The sequence below is a fragment of the Flammeovirga sp. SJP92 genome, from assembly GCF_001583495.1.
In the GTDB taxonomy this organism is placed as follows: Bacteria; Bacteroidota; Bacteroidia; order Cytophagales; family Flammeovirgaceae; genus Flammeovirga.
Genome location: NZ_LQAQ01000015.1, coordinates 428721 through 453890 on the forward strand (window position 1 = coordinate 428721; position 25170 = coordinate 453890).

Genomic DNA, 25170 nt, shown 5'->3' on the forward strand with positions numbered 1-25170 from the left:
TTAATGGGCTTCTAACCAATTTATGCCTTTACCAACTTCTACTTCTAAAGGAACTCCAATGTCATATGCATTTTCCATCATTTCCTTTATTTTAGAAGTCATTAATTCTAATTCATCATTATGAACATCAAAAATCAATTCATCATGTACCTGAAGAATCATTTTTGATTTCAAATCTTGTCCATTCATCCATTCCTGAATTTCAATCATCGCTTTCTTGATGATATCCGCTGCAGTACCCTGAATTGGTGCATTGATGGCATTTCGTTCTGCCATTCCTCTCACCGTGAAATTACGTGAATTGATATCTCTTAAGTATCTTCTTCTTCCCATCAACGTCTCTACATATTCGTTGTCTCTTGCTTTCGCAATCACATCATCCATGTATTTCTTGATGGCAGGAAACTCTACAAAATAATTATCAATCAATTCCTTCGCCTCACTTCTAGCGATATTCAATTGCTGAGAAAGACCAAATGCTGAAACACCATAAATAATACCGAAGTTGGCCGTTTTAGCTCTTCTTCTCATTTCCGGTTCAACGTCTTTTTCATCTACTTTAAAGACTTTAGCAGCTGTAGCAGTGTGAATGTCTCTCCCTTCCTTGAAAGCATTGAGCATTTCTTCATCTTTACTGAACGCTGCCATAATTCTCAATTCTACCTGAGAATAATCCGCTGCAACAAATGTGTAGTTTTCATCTCTCGCTACAAAAGCCTTTCTGATCTCTCTACCTCTTGAAGTCTTAATCGGAATGTTCTGCAAATTAGGATCTGTAGAACTTAAACGGCCTGTTGCTGCCACCGCCTGATTGTAAGTAGTATGTACTCTTCCATCTGCCTTGATCAACTTTGGAAGGGCATCTACATACGTACTCTTCAACTTCGCTAACTGTCTGAAATCTAAAATCTTTTCAACGATTTCATGTTGCTTCAAACCTTGAAGAATTTCTTCCCCTGTAGCATATTGACCCGTTTTTGTCTTTTTTGGTTTATCAACCAGTTTCATTTTTTCAAAAAGAATCACACCTAATTGTTTAGGAGATGAAATGGTAAACTCTTCACCTGCCAAGGCATAAATATCTTTTTCTAACTGCTCAACTTCTTTACCAATTTGAATGGAATAGTGTTCTAAAGAGGGTACATCTAAATTCACCCCTTCTTTTTCCATATCTTTCAACGTTTCCAACAATGGCATTTCAAGATTTTCGAATAACTCTTTCAAGCCTTTTTCTTCCAATATTGGCAAGAATTTCTCTTTCAACTGAAGTGTAACATCAGCATCCTCACACGCATATTCATAAATTTCCGAAGCAGGCAAATCTTTCATATTTTTCTGCTTCTTCCCTTTTTTACCTAATACAGTCTCGATCGAAACCGGAACATAATTTAAATATGTTTCTGAAAGGCTGTCCATACCATGACGTTTGTCTGGCTCTATTAAGTAATGGGCCAACATTGTATCAAAGAATGGTCCTTGCACTTTTACACCGGCCGTATCCATCACCTGAAGGTCATACTTCAAGTTTTGACCAATTTTCAAGATTTCTTTATTCTCAAACAATGGCTGAAAGTGAGCTAAAACTTTATCCGCTTCTTCTTTTTCCAACGGAACGGGAACATAGTAAGCCTCATCTTTTTGAGCAGAAAAAGACATTCCTACAATCTGAGCTTCCAAAGCATCTAAAGAAGATGTTTCAGTATCAAAGGCAAATTCCTTTTGTCTTGAAAGGTAATTGATCAATTCAGCATAACGCTCCTCTGAATCAATCATTCTATAATTCTTGTCCAATGAACCAATGGTATCAGGCCCTTTCAACTCCTCTTCTTCTACAACCTCTTCTATCATCTCAACTTTTGAGGCAGATGAAGATGAAGCTGGAGCACCGAACAATGAAGCTTGCTCCCCTGCTTTCACTACTTTTTTAGCAGGAGCAGGTTTTGCATCAGGGAATAACCTTCCTAATAAGGTCTTAAATTCAAGATCATTGAAAATCTTAATGATTTCCTCTTTATTAGGTTCCTGCACTAAAAGTTTATCTTCTTCAAATGCAATCGGTACATCTATTTTAATGGTCGCTAATTCTTTAGAAAGAATGGCTTGCTCTTTATTACCTTCTACTCTTTCCTTCAGTTTCCCTTTTAACTCCGAAGAATGCTCAAGAATGCCTTCTACAGTACTGTATTGTTTCAATAACTTCACAGCAGTTTTAGGGCCAACACCCGGAATACCTGGAATATTATCAACAGCATCACCTTGCAAACCTAAAAGATCAATTACTTGGTCGATTCTATCCAGGTCAAACTTTTCTAAGACTTCCTTTTCACCTAAAATCTCAATTCCACCCTTCGTAGAAGGTCGGTATAAGAAAGTATTCTCATCCACTAATTGAGCATAATCTTTATCAGGCGTCATCATAAACGTCTGAAAGCCTTGTTTTGAAGCTTCTTTTGCCAAAGTACCAATCACATCATCAGCCTCATAACCTTCCACTTCTAATCTTGGAATATTAAACGCATCAACGATTTTCTTGACGATTGGAATAGCAATAGAAATATCTTCGGGCGTTTCTTGTCTATTGGCTTTGTACTCTTTGTACATTTCATGTCTAAAAGTAGGGCCAGATAAATCAAATGAAACACCAATATGTGTAGGATTCTGCTTCTTAAGTATCTCCAATAATGAGTTGACAAAACCCATTGGAGCACTCGTATTTACTCCTTTAGAATTGATACGCGGATTACGTATTAAGGCAAAATGGGCACGGAAAATTAGGGCCATGCCATCAAGCAGAAATAATTTTTTCATAATTTAGTTGGTCAAAAAGACGCTATATTCAGTTTCTAATATTAAAATCACGAAATCAATCTCTGATCTTGCTTAGCATTCGTGATTTTGCAGTTATATCTTAATTTTTGTACGAATATACTAATCGGATTTCGAAGATTTATATTCTTGTTGTACGTTTGCAATAATATTTGCAATTCAATTGACAATTTGAAGCAGATGATGAATCAAAATCCATTATTTGATTTTAAAAAAGGTATTTCAATACCATTGGTGTACTGATTCATCTGTTCTAGTTTGAACTTAAAAAAGTAAAGAGGTTTGGTAGGAGAAGCGATACAGAACTTACAACAGCAACTTTTATATGCTGGTAATTATAAATCATTAATTCAAGAAAATAGCACTGGATTAATTAAAGTCTTTAAGAAGTCTTTCTTTCCCACTTTTGAAGTGGAAGACCTTTTGAGATTTGTAAGCGAGCATATTGTAAGTAAACATATCATCTCTATTCTATTAGACAGCGACCATTTAAATGACCTCTTAAATGACTCCATTTATAATGCTTTTGAAGAACTCGTTTCAAAAACAATTGACGAAGAACTGTTTCAGAAAACATTTCAAACTGTCTCAGAAAATATAAACCATCTATTTGCTGAACAAGATAACAAAGAGGCACTCTTTACCACTCTAATGGCAAGAGAAGAAGGAGAACCTCTGCCCAATTACTTTTTGGGAATGTTCCGGTCACTGATGAAAAAGCATTTGAATAATTCTGGAACAAATGCTCAGTATCTTTACCCTTCTTTTACATTGCCTCCATTCTTAGATATTGAAGCAAAATCCAATACTATAGTCTGTTATGATTTACTGGCTTATTATTGGAGTGCTATTATAATCCCAGCAAGTACACGTTCTTTTGGTAACAGTTTATGTTTTGTCAACATAAAACCTCAAGGACAAAAGCATTTAGATTTCATTGAAGATGATAGCAATCTCAATAAACTGATCAACTTGAATAGAGATCCTGTTCAGATTGTCTTTGGGACGATTCAACAAATGTCTTTGGGCAATAGAACAGCACATAAAGATTGGGTCAACAAGGTAAAAAAGACTTTCAAAAATGATTCTCATAGAAATCCTGTTTCTTATTGGTTTTTATGGGCTAAAGAACGATTGGGCAATAATGGTATTTTGGTTATTAGAGGGGATCACTCTTTAGCAGCCGCACCTGAATACAAAAATTGGAGAAAAACAGTTGCTAAGATTTGCCAAAGAGTTTATATACAAGCACAACAATATTCTTCTCAAGTCATTTATTGTTTTATTTTCAGTAAAGAAGATGAAAAAGAAGGTGTTTTTTATGCTCCAAGTTATTTGGAAGACTTTGCCCATGTGCATGAAGACTCAGACGATTGGATCACATTATCTTCTGATGAATATAAGAACTTCTTATGTTTGATCTCTGACAAGGAGAAAAGTATTTTCAATCAGACTCTTCCTACATTAAACCTTAAAAATAAATCTTGGCATACTGATTTCAACAAAAAACAGTTGATTCAAAAAGTCAATCTCTATTATAAAAATCAAAAGAAAAAAGAGACACTTGATTTAGATGAGGACACTGTTGTTTCTGACGCTCAGTTAAGTCGAATTTATATAAAACCGTTTTTAAAAAAATGGGCTTATGTCTCTAAAAGGGATGTTGAGAACTGGGATACACTACAGCATCATGGTTTTCAATTGGAGAATCCTACTTTTGCTCTTTCAATGCATAAAGACCTAGGACTTGAGGTAACACCTACTAATCAAGCATTGCTTTCTACTTATTATAGCAGAAATCAATATTCTACAATATTACCTCTCAATATCTATAAAGAAGATCATTCTTATAATAGTAATATTAGTGACTGGGCGCTGGACCGCTTTAAACAATATTATGTTTCAAGACTTCCTAAGGTAGAATTGAATAATTCTGTGGGTTCTATTCAGGAACTTCTAGAAAGTGAAATCAAATTGATTGAACGACAAACAAATAGACTTCCTGTACTCCATAAATTCACAAAACAACTTTCTGTTCTCACAGAAGATAAGGAAAACAGCCTAGATGATGTAACAAAACTACTGCATCAACTCACACAAAAGATGTATCAACTTTTCAGAGGTTCTACTGAGAAAAAAGTCATGATGCAGGAAATCAATAAATCTTCTCAAAAAATCATTAGCACTATCGGCGAACTGGAAAAAGGCAAGATTGAAAATGATACGAAAGTAAAAGCCTTATCAAAAGAGAACATTTTCTATTATTGCTTTGCCATCTTGAACCATCCTCTTTATCAAAACGATTTTGAAAAAGAACTCAAAGCCTTACCGCCTAGAATTCCGTTATTAAATGACTTTTGGTCTTGGGCTAAAATGGGTAAAGAAATATTCCAAGCAGGTACAACTGCTATTGAAGATATTCATTTTACGTTTAGTGAAATCACTGAGGAAAGTGAGGAAAGCGACATTGCAATCAATACTACTCAAAAAATTGCCGGTTTAACTGACGAACAAAAAGTGGGTACATGGGATAAACAAAAGGTTTTCCAACTCATACTTCAAGAGTATAGAGAAAGAAAACCTCTAAATAAAGACTTGCAGAAATATTATAGATCTGAAATAGCGGTAATCAATAGATTGGATTTGCTAAAAAGTATCCAATTTCAAGCACAGTTTTTTACAAAAGTGATAAATACTCTCCCGGATCAATTATTTGAAAATGCGGGACCGAAATTTAGATTAAAACGTAGAAATTAACAGCAGTACAAAATATCAACAGTATCTAAATTGTTTCTTCGTAGTGGTAATTCCAAATTCGAAAGAACACTTTTTTCTGGTCAGGTGCAGAAGGATCTACCTCAACAAGTTCGGCTTCGATTACTTCTTCGCTTTCCAATTTTTCAGCAATTGATTTACTCACTTCTCTTGGAACATAACCAATCATTCTGTTTCCAGCGAAAACGGCGGTTGCAAACTCATCGTATTCATTGGCAGAATTTCTGACTAATTTAATAGGTTGTCGCATAATTCCCCATTCCGTATCTTTATCAGAATAGTACTGAAAACCTGCAACAAAACCTTCAAAGAGAAGTGTTCTACTTAGATTAGATAGTAAATCTTTTTCTTCGCTGTGAGTAAAAGGTTTAACCATAGAATCATTATTATAACATTTAGTAATTATTAGCAATATACAATATTTTATAATAATATTCCTATAAAACTAAACTAGGTTTTATTTTTTCTTAAAAAAATCATATATTTAAATTCATAAAAAAGTCTTAAGATAAATATTATGAAACTGTCTCAAATCATAAAAATTGCTTTATTTGCCCTAATAGCTGTGGTCATTGCTTATACTTATCTTTCTTCCAACTCCAATTTGGATCAAGGTAAGTATCTTGAAAAAATGAATATTGAAAGAGCAGAGAAAAATGAAGAATTTAAGGATGAAAAGACCTCTCCATTAAAAGAAGAAGAACTAAAAAGCTTCACTTCATTGAATTATTATTCGCCTGACAAGCAATATATCATCAATGCAAAACTGGAATGGGCAGAAAAACCTGAATCCATCAAAATTGCCTCTACAAATGGGGAACCTAGAACCTACAAAAAAGTTGCTTGGGCCTCTTTCAAAATCGATAATCAGGAACAAAAATTAGTTTTACTTCAAAACGCTTTTCCAAATCCCCTCACAAAAGGTCTAACAATGGTACTTTTCCGTGATCAGACTTCTGGAAAAACAACCTATGGCGCTGGTCGTTACATAGAACTAAGAGGGCTTAAAAAAGGATCTATGCAAACTGTTATAGACTTTAATAGAGCTTACAATCCTTACTGTGCTTATAATGACAGTTATGATTGCCCTCTACCTCCATTAGAAAATCAGATGACTGTAGAAATTAATGCCGGAGAGAAAAAATACCACCTCTAACAGAAAAGCCAAATAGAAAACTTCATTATCTATAGCTATTGCTCTCACTATTGACAAGGTTTAAAAGGAGGAAATTCTCGGTAAAATGATTTAATGATAAGGACTTTTGAACTTATAAATAGATCAATAAGTGATAAAATATTATTATCATCATATTTAAGAGGCCTACCAAGAAGCTTATTAGGGATAGTTAAAAATTAATGGTAATTTGGAAGTTGATATCATTCATTTTTTTATTGCTCAATGTCACTTGATAAAATTATTAATAAACTCGCAACTACTGATAATAAGCGTGCTTATTTAGAGTTGCACTTTTGGATATTGTGTTCTAGTACCATTCCAATTATTAATATCTACATATCCCTTTCTTCTGTTGAAATTGTTTTCCTCAGAACGATGACTGCTTTTGTAATGATATTTTTCTTTCTGATGATAAAGAAAATACCTATAAAAGTAAAAACGTCGCATATGCTTCTGCTCGTATTTACAGGCATGCTCACATCAATTTATTGGGTATTGTTTGTAATTGCGGCAAAAACCTCCAATACCTCAGTAACCTTAGTAGGTATGGCGACAACGCCTGTATGGGTTAGTTTTGTATACCCTATATTCTCTAAGAAGAGACCTACTTTCAATGAGATGATGACGGGATTATCGGCTTTGTTTGGAGTATATATGATTTTCAGCTCGAGCTTTGCTTACAGTGAAGGTATGTTTACAGCTATATTAGCCGCATTTTTCGCTGCTATAGTAACCATCCTCACTTCAAAACTATCCCGTCAGTATCATTATCTAGTTATTACTTTTTACCAAATGCTTGGGGCTTTTCTAGCAACTGCCGCAGTGCTTCCATATTATCTTAAATTCATTAAGCAAGGCCCTTTTTCAATGCCTACTCCTGAAGATATCTTATTGATTATTGTATTGGCCATCGTTTTCTCTATTATCGCTTATTCATCTATTGTGAAAGTGATGAAGAAAATCACACCATTCAGTATATCATTAGCCAATAATTTAGCCCCTATTTATGGAGGTGTAATTGCTTATTTCTTTTTTGGGGAAAGTGAAATTATGGATTTATATTTCTACGGAGGAGCCTTTATTATTGCATTTGCAATCCTGGCTATGCCACTCGCTCGATGGATTTTTAAGTTACAAAAAATTACGCCTGAAAAAATTTAGTCATCTTTTCAGGCACATTTCTTTTCTGATTTTAGTATTCAATACCAAGAGAAATTTATTGGGTGTTGAGTTCAAAAAATACTTAACTCTTTCGTTAGCTCATGAATAAATTTGTGAAGGGTTCAATCAAATTCACACGGAGTAATCTTATTTCATTTTACTCAGCAATTCATGAGAGGTTAGGCTTAATACTAGTAGCACACTGATTGATAGCGTACCGAATATCACCGAAAGCCACCTACTGTAAGACATCCAATCATCTTTTTCTTTCTTAGCCTCATTATACATTTTTTGAGACAAGTTAATGATATCTTCTGTATTTTTCTGAAGGTTAAGTGTCAAGCCTTTGTCTCCTCTAAATCCAATTGTCAAGTCAACATTTACAATCTTCAAAAGCGTAGAATTGTATCTTTTCAAATTATTCAAAAGTGTATACCTATGATTTTCAGCCATAGGAATATTCTTTATTTCCTTTTGCATTTGATGATTCAACTCTCTGATTTTATAGAATTCTGAAGTATCTGCTGAAAGAAGGTAGCTTTTCTCTAATAGCTTCATTCTTTCCAAAGATACGATATTGACATATGGATCAACGGCTAACGCTTTTGTTCGCTTCTGAAGGTCTCCTATCATACCTGAGTTCTGTGAACCTCTGTATTTTAATTGGGTAATGATTTTGGAAAATGTTTTTCTGTGGGTCTTTAATAATTTAAAGAATGCATCCAAATCAGATTCATATTCCACCTTCCAAGAAGTATTCGAAGTAAGGATTGAAGAAATATAAAGCTCTAAGTTTTTATCTATCTTATGGTATTCCTTCATGATTGGGGTGGCCTCCCTAGATTTATGAAAGTCTTCATAGTGTGCTTCATAAGAAAGGAACTCCTGTGCAGCAAGTGTCATTCTCATTGACTTCTGACGGATGTCTAATACTTTTTCAAGTACAGCATCATGATCTTCAATTTGCCTGAAGGAACTAAAGTTACCCACTGCAATTAAAAAACAGGCTACAAAGTAGACGTAGAACCAACGAATCACTTTTCTCCATGTATAGGCAACAGTAGGATTTTTCACTTCTTCTCTAAAAATTTAAATTTTGTAATAGGGTTAGATGCAATAAATATTCCATTCATCAATTATTACAGATAATTTGGTAATAGTCTCTACTCCTGATATGTAATTATAAAAAAATAGAAGTACTAAAAATAATAGATTCAAAAAAAAGGAGGCAGTTGCCTCCTTTTCCATATTATAAGAGAATATTTTCTTAGTGTTGTACCAAAGTAGCATTTTGCTCGTCTTGGTTTCTTCCAATCTTCTTAAAGTTTTCTAAGTAAACTTTTGCTTGATCTTGGTACTTCAATGATCCGTACACAACACTATACACTTGCTTACCATTTTGCTCCGTTACTTTTACATAAGTCTTCCACATTTTGTAGTGAGCTTCAAACTTCTCTGCATAACCTTGTGCATCACATAGGTTAGCAGTTGAGTAAACTTGAACTCCCCAACCATGTGAGATAATTTGGCTACTTAAGTCCACAAAGTAAGTACGGTTGTTTTGTAATTTACCTTGACGGCTTGAACATTGTGAAGAATTAGCAGGCATGTTGTTCCCAGCTGTAGCAACGTTTCCGCCACTCCCAGAAGTTGAATATGATTCTAATTTTTCTTCATACGCCTCATTAGACTCAGATAATGCATTTACCTCATTTTGCAATGCTTCATTTTTCTGTTGAAGAGAATTAATATCAGCTTTTAAACCTTCTACCTCATATTTCATTTGATCGTTCATTGCTTGCAATGAATTCGATTTCTTCTCTAGTTCTGTTTTGCTTTTTCTTAATTCTGTATTTTCAGTAGTTAACTGAGCATTCATTTGCTTCAACTTTTTCTTACTTTGAGCAAAAGAATCCGGCGCTAACATGAATGAAAAAATAATAAGCGCAATAGGTAAGATTTGATTTTTCATTATATCCAAGGATCGTTTCAGGAGAATAAAATTGTAATTTTAAATTATATTTTAAATTGTATTACATTATCAATGAAAATTAGTTCAAAAAACTAATCCGAAATCAATAGTAGTGATACAATTCCAATTCTTATTATAAAACTAATGAATCATGCTCAAATTTCCATTTTTAGTACAAAAAATAATTAGTGAGACATAAAAAAAACTCATCTTATAATACAAAATATAACTATTTAAAGTAAATCATGTATTATAAAATGAGCTTGGATATTTGTACTACAATTATGAAGAAATAAATATTACTGATTATTCTTCAATTGATTTTTTAATTTATCCAATTCTGACTCTTCTTGAGGAGCTGATGCACCTTCTGATGACGCTGTGTTACCAGTAGAAGCACTTCCATCACCTAGTCTCATTTTTTCTTTCAATTGTTCTAATGCTAAAGAAGAAGTTCCACTACCAGGACCAATTGCTTTATTGATTTCCTCATCAACAGAAACATTAGCGTCTGCAATATCACCATATGATTCTGCTAAAGCTTCAGTTTCTTCCACCTTGTTCTTCATTCTTTCTAACATTGCAACAGTGCTGCTAGAATCAATACTTGCCAGCTGCTTATTGATTTTAGAAGAAGCTTCACTCACTTTTGCTCTTGCTTTCAATGTCTTCGCTTCATTCTCCCATTGTGAAATTTGAGATTTCAAACGTTGTACATTTTGCTCCATTTTAGTGACTTGAGCCTCATTTTGAACAACCATTTTCTCGTGCGTTTGAGCAGCCGCAACAGCTTGTTCTTTTTTACTCAATGCCTCTGTAGCTAGACGGTCTGCTTCAGCAACGTCCAATTGACCTGTGTTTGCTTTCTGCAACAGCAAAACTGCTTTTCTTTCCCAATCTGCTGCCGCTTGTTTATGTTGCTCATACTCTTTTCTAGTTCTAATAGAAATTGCTTTTACCTGAGCTAAACCTTGTAAACTTTTATCTAAATCACCTTTCAATTCACGTATACCCTGATCCGTCATTTTGATAGGATCCTCCAAATTATCCATGACAGCATGAGATTCTGCTGACATCCACCCGAAAATTCTCTTAAAGAATGACATATTTTTTTGTTTAGTTTTGTGCGTAATTTAATAATAAATCGTAGTTCTCACTGATCATCAATTTGAATGCATTCAGCGTTCCTTCAATTTCATTTTCATCCAAGTTTTCCAGCTCAAGTGTATCTCTGAATAACACTCTATTACCTTCAGCATCAATTACAAATGCTCCATGTACACTAGTACGGTTTTTTTCAAGTAAAGTTCTGTAGAATTCTGGGTCGTTGTTGTTGATATCCAAGATGTGCATTTCTACAATTAGGATTGGGTCCTCACAGTCCACAATAACATTAATCAGCCCCTCTTCTTCGTCAGAAACAATAAAAAGTTCCTCCTCTAGGTCTTCACTTTTTATGTCGTATCCGAGGTTTAGCAAATAGCCCTTTACTTTTTCAAAGTAACTCATTGTATTGTAATTTAATTTATTAATAACTGATAATACGAATATAACTAGAATTTAGATACTAAAAAGAGTAGAAATAATTAATATTTAATAAAAAATCGATATAAAAAGCACGTTATCAATAAAAAAATATTTTTTTGGATATTTTTTATCAGCAATGAAAAATTTTTAGAAAAAGGAATAGTATATTTGGTGCAATCGGTTGAAGCAAATTTCAATGATAAAATAAACTACCAAATTCTATATGCCAAAAAATAATCATCTTAAAGACTCCCCCCTTTTAATTGAAGGAGCTTGGGAAGTGTGTAACCAAGTAGGCGGGATCTATACAGTAATCAAGTCAAAAATATTAAACGTTCTCTCTTCTTTTGGAGATGATAACTATTGTTTGATCGGTCCTTATGTAAACAGCAATGTATCCGCGATTTTTGAACCAATCTCAGATGAAGGAAATGACTTAGTTTCTAGAACCGTACGTTCATTGAGAGCCCGTGGATATGAAGTAAATTATGGAAGATGGTTAGTTTCAGGTCGCCCAAGAGTCGTTCTTTTCAATCCTCACATGGAAGCTTGGAAACTTACAGACATAAAAAAATCAAATTGGGAAAGTCACAATATTCCTTCTTTTGATGGCAACGATCTTTTTGATCAAACGATTATGCTGGCAAGCCAAATCACTGACTTCTTCCAGGAACTACACGAGCAAAACCAACATCAACAAAAAGTCATCGCTCATATGCACGAGTGGATGGCAGGTATCCCAATTCCTGAAATCAGAAGAAGAAATTTAGATATCAAATGTGTATTTACAACCCATGCAACGTTATTAGGTAGATATCTAGCAATGAATGACCCTAGCTTCTATGATAACTTAGAAAAGGGTGTATATGAATGGGAAAAAGAAGCAACACATTTCAATATTCTCCCTCAAGTAGCTATTGAAAGAGCTGCTGCACACGGTGCTCACACGTTCAGTACTGTAAGTAGACTAACCGCCGTTGAGTGTAAATACCTGTTAGGCAGAGACATTGATGCAATTGTACCAAATGGTATCAACATCAACCGCTTTGAAGCTTTACACGAATCTCAAAATTTACATCAGATTTATAAAGAAAAGATTCATGAGTTTGTAATGGGACATTTTTTCCAATCTTACTCTTTCGATCTTGACAATACTTTATACTTCTTTACTTCTGGCAGATACGAATTTAAGAACAAAGGTTTTGATTTAACATTAGAAGCATTAGCTCGTTTAAATCATAAACTCCGCGTCAATAATATCAATAAAACAGTCGTTACTTTCTTCATCACAAAGAAAGAATACAACTCCATCAACCCTATTGAATTAGAATCAAGAGCGGTATTAGGAGAAATTAGAAAAATTTGTGACGCTATGGAACGCTCTGTAGGTGAAAGATTATTCTATATGGCTTCTAAAGGTGATACGTACTCTACTCCTTCTATTGAAGACCTTATTCCTGAAAGTTTAAGACTTCAATTAAGAAGAACAGTTCAGTCATGGAAAACAGACCGTTTACCTTTCATTACTACGCATAACCTACAAGACGACAGCAAAGATGACATTTTGAACTTTGCACGCTCTTCTGGTTTATTGAACTTTGAAGGTGATAGAGTAAAACTCGTTTACCACCCTGATTTTGTATCTTCAATGAACCCTCTTTTTGGTATTGACTATGATGACTTCGTAAGAGGGTGCCATTTAGGTGTTTTCCCTTCTTATTATGAGCCTTGGGGGTATACACCAATGGAATGTGTAGCAAGAGGTATTCCTGCTGTAACTTCAGATTTAGCCGGATTTGGTGACTTTGTGATTAACGATTTGAAGAGAACGAGAGTAGATGGCATTGAAGTGATCCACAGAAAGCATAGTGATTATTCCCATTCTGCTGAAGAGTTAGCCAATTTCATGTATGATTTTGTGACAACCGAAAGGAGAGATAGAATTTCTCAGAGAAGTGCTGTTGAGCAAAGTTCAATTCACTTTGACTGGGATGCTTTATACGATTATTATATTAAAGCATATCAGATTACACTTGAGCGTTAGTTTTTATAATGCTTTTTAAATATATAAGCCGGTCAGCGTAACTGACCGGCTTTCTTTTTTTATTAGTCTTTTAAAATGCTTCTTGAAATTACAATTTTCTGAATTTCAGATGTTCCTTCATAGATTTGTGTAATCTTGGCATCACGCATTAATCGCTCTACATGATATTCTTTCACATATCCATATCCCCCATGTATTTGAACAGCTTCTACAGTTACATCCATTGCTACTTCTGAGGCATATAATTTTGCCATCGCTGAAGCTTCACTGTAATCTTCTCCTTGATCTTTTAACCAAGCTGCTTTGTAAACTAAGTGCCTTGCTGCTTCAATTTTGGTTGCCATATCAGCCAACTTAAACGCGATTGCCTGATGTTCGCTAATTGGCTTCCCAAACGTTTTTCTCTCCTTTGAATATTTCAATGCTAACTCATATGCTCCTGCTGCAATGCCTAACGCTTGAGCTGCAATACCGATTCTACCTCCATTAAGTGTTCCCATCGCGAATTTAAAACCAAAGCCATCTTCGCCTATTCTATTTTCTTTAGGAACTTTCACATCAGTGAAACTTAGCATGTGAGTATCTGAACCTCTGATACCTAATTTATCTTCTTTTTTGCCAACTACAAAACCATCCATACCCTTCTCTACAATAAGGCAATTGATTCCTCTGTGTCCTTTCTCACGGTCTGTTTGTGCTATCACCAAGTATATTGAAGCAGAATTACCATTAGTAATCCAGTTCTTAGTACCATTCAATAGATAATGATCCCCTTGATCAATAGCTTCGGTTACCTGAGAAGTAGCGTCACTTCCAGCTTCTGGCTCAGATAAACAAAACGCTCCTATAGCTTCTCCTGAACAAAGTCTTGGCAAATATTTCTGTTTTTGTTCTTCTGAACCAAACTTTTCCAAGCCCCAACATACCAATGAGTTATTGACAGACATGGAAACTGAGGCTGATGCATCAATTTTCGAGATTTCTTCCATTGCCAATACATAAGAGATTGTATCCATTCCGCCTCCACCGTATTTTGGGTCTACCATCATGGACATAAAACCCAATTCTCCCATTTGACGAACCTGTTGTGCTGGGAACCTTTGCTCAGTATCCCTTTCAATTACTCCTTCCAACAATTCAGCCTGAGCGAAATCACGAGCAGCGTCTTTAACCGCTTGCTGCTCTTCTGTTAGTTTAAAATTCATGTGTGTAAATTGGTAAATTTAGGTTGTGTTTATTGTGAATGTTTGCTCAAATATACAAAGCTTCGTCTAAAGAAAAAGCTTTTAAGTGTGGAATAAACGTTTCAATATTAAAAAACAACGAGAATAGGTAGCATCACATTAGAATTGTACAATTATGACAACATTTTAATCCAATGCATTATCATTAAAATGTACAAAAAAAGCCTCCCGTATCCGAGAGGCTTTCATCTATTATAATTAATATCTTATTATCTAAGCTGTTGACCAATTGTAAAGTGGAATTGGCTACCACTGATATCTCTCTGACCTGGAGGTGCATCGAAACCATAAGCCCAGTCAATACCTAACATACCAAATGCTGGCATGAAGATACGAGCACCGAAACCTGCTGATTTATATAAATCAAATGGGTTGAACTCATCAAATGAAGCCCAGTTATTACCGCCTTCCATAAATCCGAGAACATAAATTGTTGCTGATGGATTCAATGAAACTGGGTATCTTAATTCCATTACGAATTTATTATAAACAACACCACCTAAACCATTTGTCTCATAAGGAACAATGGAGTTGTTTTGATAACCTCTTAAACCAATTGTCTCCGTACCAAGTAAGGCAAATTGTTGAGTTAAACCATCACCACCCATAATGAAACGTTCAAATGGACCTAATCCTTTATCTTCATTATATGCATTCAAGAAACCCATGTGAGCTCTAGTTGCTAATACTAGGTCACCAATGATTGCTTGGTACCATGCATTATCAAACATCCACTTATTGTATTCCACCCATCTATATCTATCTTCATCACTGATTTCAGAAGAAGAGAAATCTTTATCCTGGAATAATGAATAAGGAGGAGTTAAACTGATACTCAATGAAACCTGTGATCCTCTACGCGGATAGGTAGGCTGGTCAATACTATTTCGTGAAATGGTAGTATTAAATGTAAAGTTATATGACTTACCATTGTTATAATCACCAAAACCTGTAGCAAACCAGTTGTTCAAGTCATACACCATAAATGATAATGAATTGGACATTGTAAACCAGTCATCAGGCCATTTTAAACGACGACCTAGGGCTACTGTTGCTGCATTAATACCTAAACTACCAATTTTTGTGTTACCACTATAAGAGTTTTGATTCGAATAGTTATAACTTACTGTCAATGAGTTTGGCTTTCTACCACCTAGCCAAGGTTCAGTAAATGAAACTGAGTAAGTCTGATACTGAATACCAGAAGCTTGTACTCTCAATTGTAATCTTTGTCCGTCACCTGATGGTAAAGGTCTCCATTTAGAAAAATCTCCTACGTTTCTAAGTGAGAAGTTGTTGAAAACTAGGCCCACAGTACCAACAAAACCGTAGAAACCACCCCAACCACCTGAAAGTTCAATCTGGTCATTGGCTTTTTCAGTTAATCCATATTGAATATCCACTGTACCATTTGACATATTTGGCTTTGGTTGAATATCAATCGTTTCTGGATCAAAATATCCTAAAGTTGAAAGTTCACGTTGCGTTCTGATCAAGTCTGCACGGCTAAACTTCTGACCTGGCAAGGTTCTGATTTCACGATAAACTACGTGATCTGAAGTTTTAGTGTTACCGTTTACAATAATCTTAGAAATATAAGCTTGTTCACCTTCAAAAACTCTCATTTCAATATCTACAGAGTCACCTACAACCAATACTTCTACTGGAGTAACATTGAAGAATAAATAACCATCATCCATATATAGAGCTGAAATATCTGCTCCATTAGGGTTGAATGACAAACGCTTATTCAATTCTGTAGTGTTATAAACATCACCTGGAGAAATACCTAATACTCTACCAAGTTGCTCATCTGTATACTTATAGTTACCTGTCCAATTGATACTTCTGTAATAGTAACGTTTACCTTCATACATATCAATTTCAACATTCACCAATTTATCAGTGACATCATAAACAGAATCTCTAACGATTTCAGCATCACGGAAACCTTCCTCATTATAGTATTCGATCAATGATTTTTTATCATTCTTATATTCTTCTGCAATAAACTTTGAAGGAGTAAAGATTCTACCAAAACGTTTTTCTTTCGTTTTCTTCAGCTTTCGCTTCACTTTCTTCTCTGTTAACTCTTCAACGCCCGCCAACTTCAGCTCTTCGATTTTCACCTTGCTGTTTTTGTTAACATCAATTCTAAGAATCACAGAATTGGCTAAAACAGGATCTTTCTCACGGACAATCTTCACTTCCGTATTTTTAAAACCTTTTTCAGCATAATGCTCTTTAATCAGGTTTTGAGTATTACGGATCATCGATTCCGTTACAATACGGCCTCTCACTAACTGTACTTTGTCAGTAAGTGTTTTAGCTTGTCCTTTTTTGACCCCTTCAAAATAGAACTTTGATAACTTAGGTCTTTCTTTCAAGGCTATTTGAAGGTAAACATCATTTCCTTGAATCTCCGTAACGTTAATTTGAACATCACCAACAATACCTAATCTCCAAAGCTTCTTCACGGCTTTACTGATAGCATCACCAGGGATTTTAATTTTCTCCCCTACCTTAAATCCAGCGATATTGATTAATGCATTTTTATCATTAAAATCTGCACCAACAACGTCAATACCTGCAATTGTATATTCTACAGGGGTACCATAGTCTACCTTGTACTTACCACTCTGTGAACCATAGTTTGTACCAAACTGAGCATAAGTTGTAGTTATTGCGAATGTCCAAATTGAGATGAACGTTAACAGTGTATACACTGCTTTTTTAGTTGATATCATGCGTTTTGCTTGATCTCTTTTAATATTGTCCTTGATCTTTATGAAAGTTGTTCACTTGTTTTACCATAACGTCTTTCACGTCCTTGGTAAGAAAAAATTGCTTCGTGGAGGTTATTCTTCCTAAAGTCAGGCCAAAGTACATTAGTAAAAAATAATTCAGTATAAGCAATTTCCCATAATAGGAAGTTACTCACTCTATGTTCGCCACTAGTACGAATGAGAAGTTCTGGATCAGGCATATCAGCTGTAGACAAATAATTCTTGATGGTATCTTCATTTACAGCATCAATTTCTCCCAACTTAAATGCTTGACACATCTTCTCCGTAGCTTGAATCAAATCCCATCTACCACTATAGCTAAGTGCCAACACTAATGTTAGACCCGTATTCTCTTTGGTTAGTTGTATTGACTCATCTAATTCTTTCTGACAATCTCTTGGCAATTGTTCTAAATCACCAATTGCTTTCAAGCGAACATTGTTCTTCATCAATGTTTTTGTTTCAGAGCGGATCGTTGAAACCAACAATTTCATCAGTCCTAAAACTTCGGCTTTTGGCCTATTCCAATTTTCAGTAGAAAAAGCATATAGAGTTAAATAATCTACTCCCAATTCAGCACATCCCTCTGTTGCTTCACGTACTGCTTTAATAGCATTGTTGTGTCCAAAGATTCGCTTTGCACCTTTCCCTTTAGCCCAACGTCCATTACCATCCATAATAATAGCAATGTGATTAGGTACATTCGCCTTATCTAACGTGTAATCCATTCTAAAAATTGTCTAAAACAAAACTTAGCTCAGTAATCCAATTTAATAATATTACTTTGCTGAAGGGCGAAATTAAAGATAAATAGAGCAGATAACAACAAAAAACAGTTTTGAAATGAAAACTAATAGTACATATTTATAAGAATAATGTATTTTTACACAAGTTAACATTCTACATACGATAAACTATTTTACGCTGTGTACACAGTATCAATGAGATACTATTTTTTAACACAACAAATGCTCTATGAATAGATTTTCTAGCAAATTAAACTTAGTTAATAAAAAAATAGGAAATTTTGTCTCTTATTTCTCTCTACTTCTCATTATCATCGTTTGTTTCGATGTTTTAATGCGTTACTTTTTTAATGTGACCTCTGCCTCGATCGCAGAAATGGAGTGGCACTTGTTTGCCTGTATTTTTCTATTGAATGCAGGAAATACTTTACGTCAGGACAAACATGTGAGAGTGGACGCTTTCTATTCAAAACTCTCTCCACGCTCAAAGGTCTACATCAATACGTTTGGTTTTTTCTTTTTCCTAACTCCATTTTGTCTGCTGATCATTGATGCAAGTCTCCCTTACATTATCAACTCTTATAAAATAATGGAGCACTCCACTGATCCAAGCGGTCTACCCTATCGTTTTATTATCAAAGCTACTATTCCAATTAGTATGATTTTATTATTACTTCAAGGCATTGGCAATACAATTGAGGGACTGTATTCTTTAAAAACTATACAATAACAACATGCTTCTCGCACTATTATTCATTTGCCTTTTTGGGGCATTACTACTTGGCTATCCTGTTGCATTTACTTTAGCAGGAGTTTCTTTGATTTTTGGCTACTTTACTTTTGGAGTCGATTTATTTTATTTACTTCCACTGCGCATCTTCGGTACTATGAGTAACCAAATACTCATTTCTGTTCCTCTTTTTGTTTATATGGGTGTGATGCTCGAAAAATCAGGTATTGCGAGCCGGCTCTTGAATACCATGGCTATTTTACTTGGAAAAGTTAAAGGGGGATTAGCAATTTCGGTGGCAATTGTTGGAGCAATGTTAGCGGCTTCTACTGGTATTGTTGGAGCTACAGTAGTGACAATGGGATTGATGAGTTTACCAAGTATGCTTAAAAGAGGTTATTCAGCCGAATATTCAACAGGTATTATAGCAGCAAGTGGAACATTAGGACAAATTATCCCTCCAAGTATTGTACTTATTTTAATGGGAAGTGTCATGAATATTTCCATCGGAGATTTATTTGTTGCAGCTGTTATCCCAGGAATGCTTCTAGTGACTTTCTATATTATATATGTTTATATCTATGCAAGTTTAAACCCTGAAAAAGTTCCTGCCATATCCAAAAAGGAGATCGATGAATTTAAGCAATCGTTAAGCTTTACTTCTTTATTGAAAACGTTTGTTTTACCTTTTGTTCTGATCATTGCTGTTCTTGGCTCCATATTTATGGGAATTGCTTCTCCTACTGAAGCGGCTGGAGTTGGAGCTTTAGCAGCTACTCTATTGACAGCTTTAGAGAAAAAATTAACTTGGACAGCAGTCAAAGAATCAGCTCTTGAAAGTGGATCTCTGACCAGCATGGTATTTATGATTCTTGTAGGTGCTACTGCTTTTGGATTGGTTTTTAGAGGATTAGGAGGTGATGAAATTTTGGTCGAATTTATTCAAAGTTCAGACCTTTCTCCCTATATGTTTTTGGCCTTAGTATTGTTTGGAATTTTCCTTGCAGGCTTCTTTATTGATTTCATCGAAATCATTTTCATTTTCATGCCTGTAGTGACTCCAATTTTTGCTTTATATGGGCTTGATTTACTTTGGGTAGCCATTTTGGTTTCTCTTAATCTTCAAACCTCATTTTTAACTCCACCTTTCGGTTTTTCATTATTCTATCTCAAAGGTGTTGCTCCTAAAAGCATTAAAACTAGTCAAATTTACAAAGGCATCATTCCTTATATATGTATCCAACTATTATTGATTGTTTTAATAATAAGCTTTCCGAAACTTGTCACATTCCTACCTGCCATTATGGAATAGAAATAATATTGTAACAAAAGAAAAGAGATAGTTTCTAGTCTTTCATACACTAAAAACTACCTCTCTATTTATTCTTTTTCATAATCTGAAGGATACAATCGCATATTCCAACCTCTAAAACAGAGCAACATCATTCCTAAAAGATAAACAAAATCTTCAGCTGGAATGGTAAAGATTCTGACATTGGAAAATACCTCACTGTTGTACCAAACAATTGGATCAGGCGTAAATGATCCTGTTAGGATTCCATTAAAAATCAGAAATGGAAATAACGTGATCAAATAAGACCACCAGAAAGCTTGATTAAGAAATTTATACACTACTACCAATGCTATACAAACGACATAAAAATTAGTAGTAGAATAAATTCCTCCATAATAAGCTTGTGAAATGGCTACTCCAATAAAAAAGTAGGCTGGAAGGTATGTTTTCTTCAACGTACTCGGGAAATAAGCAATAACGCATTCATAAATGAACAAAAAGCAGTAAGGGATAATAAAGAAAAACATCCATTCCTCAATTGGAAGATAAAAAATGGTGAGCCCTACTAAATAATCAGGATTAAAACCCCAATACATCATATAAGTGAAAATGATATCCCATGGAAGGTACACAGCTCCCATTGTAAAAAACGCGGGAACAAATCTTATCCAACTCTTATAAAAAGCTACTTTTTTGTCAAAGCTTAATAGTAAAGGCCCCATGAGGGCCAAAATATTTATGATCAAATAGATATCAGACAGTGCTGGCATTCTTCTTTTTTTGTTTAATACTTTTTGCTTCTTTCCAAAATTTAAGAGGAACGATCAACATACCAAAACATTCACCGTCTTCTTTTGTCAATTTTTTATGATGAACTTTATGTGCTTTTCTAATCGCTCTGAAATACCTATTGTTTGTATTGTCAAACCATTTAAATCTTCTATGAATTAATACATCATGTGTTAGAAAATAACACAGACCATACAAAGCGATTCCTGCTCCTATCCATACAAACACATAATGATTATACATCATACCCAACATAATGCCCAACCAAGACGGTATGGCAAAAATCAAGAAAAATAAATCGTTTTTCTCAAAGAATGACTTGTGAGGTTCATGATGATCCTGGTGCAAACTCCATAAAAAACCGTGCATCACATATTTATGTGCTGCCCATGCTGTGAATTCCATAAATAAGAACGTCACTAGTACTATTAGAATATTCAAAATCATAATTAAAGTTGGATAAGCGCTAAGTTTTGGAATATAAAATAAGTGAAAAATAAGATATAAATATAGACTGAAATTGAATTATTAGACCTTAAAAATTTCAATCGTAAAAAAATAAACAACGACATAAAAAACCACCAGCTGATATAGTTTTTCAACGGGGGCATTCCTCCACTCCACTTCCAAAAACCTAAAGGTTCACAAACTCTCTCAATCAAAACATCAAGCAATACTACAAGCGCTGCGGCAATGATTGACTTAAAATAGATATTGAGTTTTATTTTCTTGCTAAATGTAACACCTGCCACTGCTAAAATCAACCAATTAATAGCAATTAATAATGGAACTCCGTCTAATTTAAAACCTAAATTCTCCAAATAGACATATTCACCAAATAAAAAACCTTTATGTACTCCAACCCATTCTACTAAGAAACTTCCCACAAATACAAAAGCATACCATATCTTTAACTTTGTGGTCTTTTGATCTTCAAAGTAAAGTAAGACAAGAAATGTGGTAAAAAGTAAAAAAGGTGTAAAAGGAAGAATGAGTTGATTGAGCGGAAAAAAGGCCGCTACACAACCTACAGCATAAAAAATGAATAAGAATATTTTCACCCATTTTTCCGTTGAGAAGGATTTTGCAGTCGATATAAATAAGGTTGATTTCATTGGTTTGTGATTAGTTCTTCTACTATTTTTGCACTGTTCAAGCATAATGGAATACCTCCACCTGGATGAACACTTCCTCCTACAAAATACAAATTATCAATATCTTTTGATTTATTTCTTTGGCGATAAAAGGCACTATTCAGCTTATTACTGTTGAGTCCATAAAGGGCACCTTTCCAACTTTGCGTATCTTGCTCTATCAATTTTGGAGACCAATAAGAAGAATAAGAAATCAACTCCTCAAGGTTTGTATCCAATTGTTTTGATAAAATTGACATCACTTTCTTCTCTATTCCCCGAATTACTTCATTGGTAAATAATTCTGGTTTTGGAGGAACGTTGATCATTACAAACCAGTTCTCACTTCCTTCGGGTGCATCATTGATATTGATTTTACTACTGATATGCACATAAATTGTTGGATCTGATGGTATTTTAAACTCCTCAAAAATCTCTTTAAATTCTTTTTGGTAATCTTCAGAGAAGAAAATATTATGCAAATGAAGCTGATCGAAAGAGTGGTTCACTCCCCAATAGAAAACCATGGCTGATGATGACAGCTCTTTTTCTTTTGGTACTCTTATTTTCTTATCAAGAATATTAGGAATAAAAAAGTTGACATCAACATTAGAAACTACCAAGTCAGCTTCAAAAATTTCATCTTTGGTTTTGACACTTCTTATGCTCTTATTATTGCTGATACTGATACTTTCCACCTTTCTATTTTTCAGAAAATTCACTCCTTCCTCCTCTGCCAATTTCACTAATGAAGTAACAATTGAGCGCATTCCCCTTTTAGGAAAAAAAACACCATCCTGATGTTCAAGTGCACTGATAACTCTCATTATTGAGGGAGTTTGATAGGGATTTGAGCCGTTATACGTTGCATATCGATCAAACAACTGTACCAATTGCGGATGTTTGAAATGTTTTTTATTGAATTGATGCAGTGATTCAAAAACACCAATCCTAGTCAAAACTGGCAAAGCAACCCACACCTCTTTAGTCAGAAGATCAGATATTTTTGTAAGACTGTTTTCTATAAATATTGGTGAAGTTTTGTTGTAGTCATCAATGATATTATGAAGCACATCAGTGACATCAACATCCCATTTCTTTAATACTTCACTTGAAAATTTTTCAGGGTCTGAATATGCTGTAAAAATAGATTTATCTGAAAAAAAATACTGAGTGGCTATTTCTGATTCTTCATATTGAAAATAATCTTTGACTTTTTTTCCATACAATAAAAAAAGTTCTTCTACTAAATGAGGCAATGTAAAAAGTGAAGGTCCTTGATCAAATCGAAAACCTTCTGCTTCAAATTGCCTTAATTTTCCTCCCAGTGTATCAGAGGCTTCTAAAAGGGTTACATTATAGCCTAGTTTATTAAGTCTTAATGAGGAGGCAATACCTGCTATTCCCCCTCCTATAATTACAGCTTGTTTCATTCAGTTTTAGTTATGCAATTGCTTGTTTCTTTACGTCTAAAAAATACTTTACTTTTTCTAAACACAAACCAAACCAAGCGGTAAAATCAGAAGGCTTTTTCTTCATCCACGCTTCCAGATCAGCAATATCAATCCACTTAATGCTTTCCACTTCCTCTGGGTTTGGTTTAATGATACCATCATAATAACCTACAAATACATGATCGTATTCATGCTCAATCAGTCCATTTCCGAAAGCAGCTTTATACAATACATGATCTACCCATTCTATTTCAGTACTAAAGCCCATTTCTTCCACCAAGCGACGATTTGCACCATCATGTACCTCTTCTCCTGGTTTGGGGTGACTACAACAAGTGTTGGTCCATAGGCCACCTGAGTGATATTTTGTCAATGCACGTTGCTGCAGTAAAAGCTTACCTTCATTATTAAAGATGAAGACAGAAAAGGCTCTGTGCAATTTTCCTTCTACATGGGCCTGAAGCTTCTCCATTACCCCAACCTGTTGATCATTTTTATCAACTAGTATTACATCATTTCTCTCCATAGCTTACAGTATATTTACCTGATGACGAATATAAGATTGACAAAGGATCATGTATTTTTTTGGATCTGGAATTCTCAACCTTTCTTTTAATATTGTTTCTGCTGGAGCATTTTTCACTTTGCTGAATAACCTAGTGTAATAGATATAAGCTAAATAAACTCCAAATCTTGCTTTTTTAGGCAATTGCTTTATTCCTTCAAACCCTTGATCAAAGTCTTTCTGAATGTCAGCTTCAATTTCTTTTTTCACCTCATCATTGAATACCGATATATCAATGTTAGGGAAATAAACTCTACCTAAATCACGTACATCTGCTTTTAAGTCTCTTAAGAAGTTGATTTTCTGGAATGCAGAACCTAAAGACATGGCCAGTGGCTCCAATCTTCTATACTCTACTTCATCACCTTCTAAGAAAACCCTCAAACACATTAAGCCCACTACTTCTGCAGAACCTAGAATATAGTTTTTATATTCCTCTTCAGAATATTCCGTTTTATCCAGGTCCATACGCATACTTCTGATAAATAAAGAAATCAACTCTCTTTCAATACCATACTCATTCACTACTTCCTGAAAGCAATGCAATATAGGGTTGATACTAATTTTATCATCGATGGCTTTATAACAATCTCTTTCAAAATCGTCAAGCAATTGCTCCTTATCATATCCATGAAAGGAATCTACAATTTCGTCTGCCACTCTCACAAATCCATAAATTGCATAAATCGCAGGACGAAGTGAAGGTGCCAAGAATCGAATTCCAATTGCAAAAGACGTAGTATACTTTAACGTTAGAGATTTCGATAAGTTATAAGAAAGGTCATCATAAATCTTTTTCATTACATTAAGTGTTTCAAGTTATAGTGTAATTTTTGTTCAGTGTGTATCAATAAGTTATTATGAATACTGGGAGATGAGATTAAAAATATAAATGTTCTTTTACCTGTGTAAATGAGTTTGCAGAAGTAAAGGAAATCAGTGAATAC

At 34.5% G+C, this 25170-nt stretch carries 21 protein-coding genes; 6 read left to right on the forward strand and 15 right to left on the reverse strand.

All coding sequences use genetic code 11. The annotated features are described in order from the left end of the window. Positions 1-2808, reverse strand: a complete 2808-nt coding sequence (polA, locus tag AVL50_RS03050; RefSeq protein WP_062615000.1) for a DNA polymerase I — start codon at positions 2806-2808, stop codon at positions 1-3. A 300-nt stretch (positions 2809-3108) separates the two neighbouring features. Here polA and AVL50_RS03055 point away from each other — a divergent pair, with 300 nt between their 5' ends. Further along, a complete protein-coding gene (locus AVL50_RS03055) occupies positions 3109-5583 on the forward strand; it encodes a type ISP restriction/modification enzyme (RefSeq protein ID WP_062615001.1) in 2475 nt (824 codons plus the stop codon). 25 nt (positions 5584-5608) lie between these two features. On the opposite strand, the gene AVL50_RS03060 is transcribed toward AVL50_RS03055, so the two are convergent. Continuing rightward, a complete protein-coding gene (locus AVL50_RS03060) occupies positions 5609-5977 on the reverse strand; it encodes an HIRAN domain-containing protein (protein WP_062615002.1) in 369 nt (122 codons plus the stop codon). Positions 5978-6118: 141 nt separating this feature from the next. Here AVL50_RS03060 and AVL50_RS03065 point away from each other — a divergent pair, with 141 nt between their 5' ends. Together AVL50_RS03065 and AVL50_RS03070 are read left to right on the forward strand one after the other, a co-directional pair. Continuing rightward, positions 6119-6757 (forward strand): DUF1684 domain-containing protein, encoded by a 639-nt coding sequence (locus AVL50_RS03065; protein ID WP_062615003.1) that lies wholly within the window; start codon positions 6119-6121, stop codon positions 6755-6757. A gap of 243 nt (positions 6758-7000) precedes the next feature. Next, positions 7001-7939, forward strand: a complete 939-nt coding sequence (locus AVL50_RS03070; RefSeq protein WP_062615004.1) for a DMT family transporter — start codon at positions 7001-7003, stop codon at positions 7937-7939. Between the two features lie 147 nt (positions 7940-8086). On the opposite strand, the gene AVL50_RS03075 is transcribed toward AVL50_RS03070, so the two are convergent. The 4 genes from AVL50_RS03075 to AVL50_RS03090 all read right to left on the reverse strand — a co-directional run bounded on the left by AVL50_RS03075 (position 8087) and on the right by AVL50_RS03090 (position 11420). Beyond that, positions 8087-9013, reverse strand: a complete 927-nt coding sequence (locus AVL50_RS03075) for a hypothetical protein (RefSeq protein ID WP_062615005.1) — start codon at positions 9011-9013, stop codon at positions 8087-8089. A 193-nt stretch (positions 9014-9206) separates the two neighbouring features. Beyond that, positions 9207-9911, reverse strand: coding sequence for an SPOR domain-containing protein (locus AVL50_RS03080; RefSeq protein ID WP_062615006.1), 705 nt, complete (start codon positions 9909-9911; stop codon positions 9207-9209). A gap of 299 nt (positions 9912-10210) precedes the next feature. After that, positions 10211-11017 carry a PspA/IM30 family protein gene (locus AVL50_RS03085; protein WP_062615007.1) on the reverse strand — a complete coding sequence of 269 codons (807 nt, stop codon included), beginning with the start codon at positions 11015-11017 and terminating at the stop codon, positions 10211-10213. Positions 11018-11027: 10 nt separating this feature from the next. Further along, positions 11028-11420 carry a CesT family type III secretion system chaperone gene (locus AVL50_RS03090; protein WP_062615008.1) on the reverse strand — a complete coding sequence of 131 codons (393 nt, stop codon included), beginning with the start codon at positions 11418-11420 and terminating at the stop codon, positions 11028-11030. Positions 11421-11661: 241 nt separating this feature from the next. Between AVL50_RS03090 and AVL50_RS03095 the strand changes: the two genes are divergently transcribed. Then, the gene (locus AVL50_RS03095) at positions 11662-13482 is read left to right on the forward strand and encodes a glycosyltransferase (protein WP_062615009.1); all 1821 of its coding nucleotides are present in this window, start codon (positions 11662-11664) and stop codon (positions 13480-13482) included. Positions 13483-13544: 62 nt separating this feature from the next. Here AVL50_RS03095 and AVL50_RS03100 read toward each other — a convergent pair whose 3' ends face one another. From AVL50_RS03100 to AVL50_RS03110, 3 genes are all read right to left on the reverse strand, one after another. Next, entirely contained in the window at positions 13545-14687 is a 1143-nt protein-coding gene (locus tag AVL50_RS03100) for an acyl-CoA dehydrogenase (protein ID WP_062615010.1), read from the reverse strand. A 248-nt stretch (positions 14688-14935) separates the two neighbouring features. Further along, complete coding sequence (gene bamA / locus AVL50_RS03105) at positions 14936-17473, reverse strand: outer membrane protein assembly factor BamA (RefSeq protein WP_082795633.1); 2538 nt, start codon at positions 17471-17473, stop codon at positions 14936-14938. A gap of 38 nt (positions 17474-17511) precedes the next feature. Continuing rightward, entirely contained in the window at positions 17512-18240 is a 729-nt protein-coding gene (locus AVL50_RS03110; protein ID WP_062615011.1) for an isoprenyl transferase, read from the reverse strand. Positions 18241-18487: 247 nt separating this feature from the next. On the opposite strand from AVL50_RS03110, the gene AVL50_RS03115 reads away from it, so the two are divergent. Then, positions 18488-18988 carry a TRAP transporter small permease subunit gene (locus AVL50_RS03115; protein ID WP_062615012.1) on the forward strand — a complete coding sequence of 167 codons (501 nt, stop codon included), beginning with the start codon at positions 18488-18490 and terminating at the stop codon, positions 18986-18988. Between the two features lie 4 nt (positions 18989-18992). Next, positions 18993-20300: a TRAP transporter large permease subunit gene (locus tag AVL50_RS03120; protein ID WP_062615013.1), complete on the forward strand. Its 1308-nt coding sequence runs from the start codon at positions 18993-18995 to the stop codon at positions 20298-20300. 68 nt (positions 20301-20368) lie between these two features. On the opposite strand, the gene AVL50_RS03125 is transcribed toward AVL50_RS03120, so the two are convergent. The 6 genes from AVL50_RS03125 to AVL50_RS03150 are packed head-to-tail and all read right to left on the reverse strand — an operon-like array spanning position 20369 to position 25024. Continuing rightward, positions 20369-21052, reverse strand: a complete 684-nt coding sequence (locus AVL50_RS03125; RefSeq protein ID WP_063850517.1) for a lycopene cyclase domain-containing protein — start codon at positions 21050-21052, stop codon at positions 20369-20371. Next, entirely contained in the window at positions 21036-21518 is a 483-nt protein-coding gene (locus tag AVL50_RS03130; RefSeq protein WP_062615015.1) for a sterol desaturase family protein, read from the reverse strand. Before AVL50_RS03130 ends, AVL50_RS03125 begins: the two co-directional genes overlap by 17 nt. A 2-nt stretch (positions 21519-21520) precedes the next feature. Then, positions 21521-22186, reverse strand: a complete 666-nt coding sequence (locus tag AVL50_RS03135) for a carotenoid biosynthesis protein (protein WP_062615016.1) — start codon at positions 22184-22186, stop codon at positions 21521-21523. Beyond that, positions 22183-23637: an NAD(P)/FAD-dependent oxidoreductase gene (locus AVL50_RS03140; protein ID WP_062615017.1), complete on the reverse strand. Its 1455-nt coding sequence runs from the start codon at positions 23635-23637 to the stop codon at positions 22183-22185. The genes AVL50_RS03135 and AVL50_RS03140 overlap by 4 nt, the downstream gene beginning before the upstream one ends. A gap of 10 nt (positions 23638-23647) precedes the next feature. Next, on the reverse strand, positions 23648-24184 hold the full coding sequence (gene idi, locus AVL50_RS03145; protein WP_062615018.1) for an isopentenyl-diphosphate Delta-isomerase: 537 nt from the start codon (positions 24182-24184) through the stop codon (positions 23648-23650). A gap of 3 nt (positions 24185-24187) precedes the next feature. Continuing rightward, on the reverse strand, positions 24188-25024 hold the full coding sequence (locus tag AVL50_RS03150) for a phytoene/squalene synthase family protein (RefSeq protein WP_062615019.1): 837 nt from the start codon (positions 25022-25024) through the stop codon (positions 24188-24190). Positions 25025-25170 lie beyond the last annotated feature (146 nt).

Bases quoted from the DNA above. Each gene is read 5' to 3' on its own strand.
- bamA (WP_082795633.1), bottom strand. From the start codon at position 17,473: ATGATATCAACTAAAAAAGCAGTGTATACACTGTTAACGTTCATCTCA.
- AVL50_RS03110 (WP_062615011.1), bottom strand. From the start codon at position 18,240: ATGGATTACACGTTAGATAAGGCGAATGTACCTAATCACATTGCTATT.
- polA (WP_062615000.1), bottom strand. From the start codon at position 2,808: ATGAAAAAATTATTTCTGCTTGATGGCATGGCCCTAATTTTCCGTGCC.
- idi (WP_062615018.1), bottom strand. From the start codon at position 24,184: ATGGAGAGAAATGATGTAATACTAGTTGATAAAAATGATCAACAGGTT.
- AVL50_RS03120 (WP_062615013.1), top strand. From the start codon at position 18,993: ATGCTTCTCGCACTATTATTCATTTGCCTTTTTGGGGCATTACTACTT.
- AVL50_RS03065 (WP_062615003.1), top strand. From the start codon at position 6,119: ATGAAACTGTCTCAAATCATAAAAATTGCTTTATTTGCCCTAATAGCT.
- AVL50_RS03060 (WP_062615002.1), bottom strand. From the start codon at position 5,977: ATGGTTAAACCTTTTACTCACAGCGAAGAAAAAGATTTACTATCTAAT.
- AVL50_RS03090 (WP_062615008.1), bottom strand. From the start codon at position 11,420: ATGAGTTACTTTGAAAAAGTAAAGGGCTATTTGCTAAACCTCGGATAC.
- AVL50_RS03100 (WP_062615010.1), bottom strand. From the start codon at position 14,687: ATGAATTTTAAACTAACAGAAGAGCAGCAAGCGGTTAAAGACGCTGCT.
- AVL50_RS03115 (WP_062615012.1), top strand. From the start codon at position 18,488: ATGAATAGATTTTCTAGCAAATTAAACTTAGTTAATAAAAAAATAGGA.
- AVL50_RS03070 (WP_062615004.1), top strand. From the start codon at position 7,001: ATGTCACTTGATAAAATTATTAATAAACTCGCAACTACTGATAATAAG.
- AVL50_RS03095 (WP_062615009.1), top strand. From the start codon at position 11,662: ATGCCAAAAAATAATCATCTTAAAGACTCCCCCCTTTTAATTGAAGGA.
- AVL50_RS03085 (WP_062615007.1), bottom strand. From the start codon at position 11,017: ATGTCATTCTTTAAGAGAATTTTCGGGTGGATGTCAGCAGAATCTCAT.
- AVL50_RS03150 (WP_062615019.1), bottom strand. From the start codon at position 25,024: ATGAAAAAGATTTATGATGACCTTTCTTATAACTTATCGAAATCTCTA.
- AVL50_RS03135 (WP_062615016.1), bottom strand. From the start codon at position 22,186: ATGAAATCAACCTTATTTATATCGACTGCAAAATCCTTCTCAACGGAA.
- AVL50_RS03080 (WP_062615006.1), bottom strand. From the start codon at position 9,911: ATGAAAAATCAAATCTTACCTATTGCGCTTATTATTTTTTCATTCATG.
- AVL50_RS03140 (WP_062615017.1), bottom strand. From the start codon at position 23,637: ATGAAACAAGCTGTAATTATAGGAGGGGGAATAGCAGGTATTGCCTCC.
- AVL50_RS03130 (WP_062615015.1), bottom strand. From the start codon at position 21,518: ATGATTTTGAATATTCTAATAGTACTAGTGACGTTCTTATTTATGGAA.
- AVL50_RS03125 (WP_063850517.1), bottom strand. From the start codon at position 21,052: ATGCCAGCACTGTCTGATATCTATTTGATCATAAATATTTTGGCCCTC.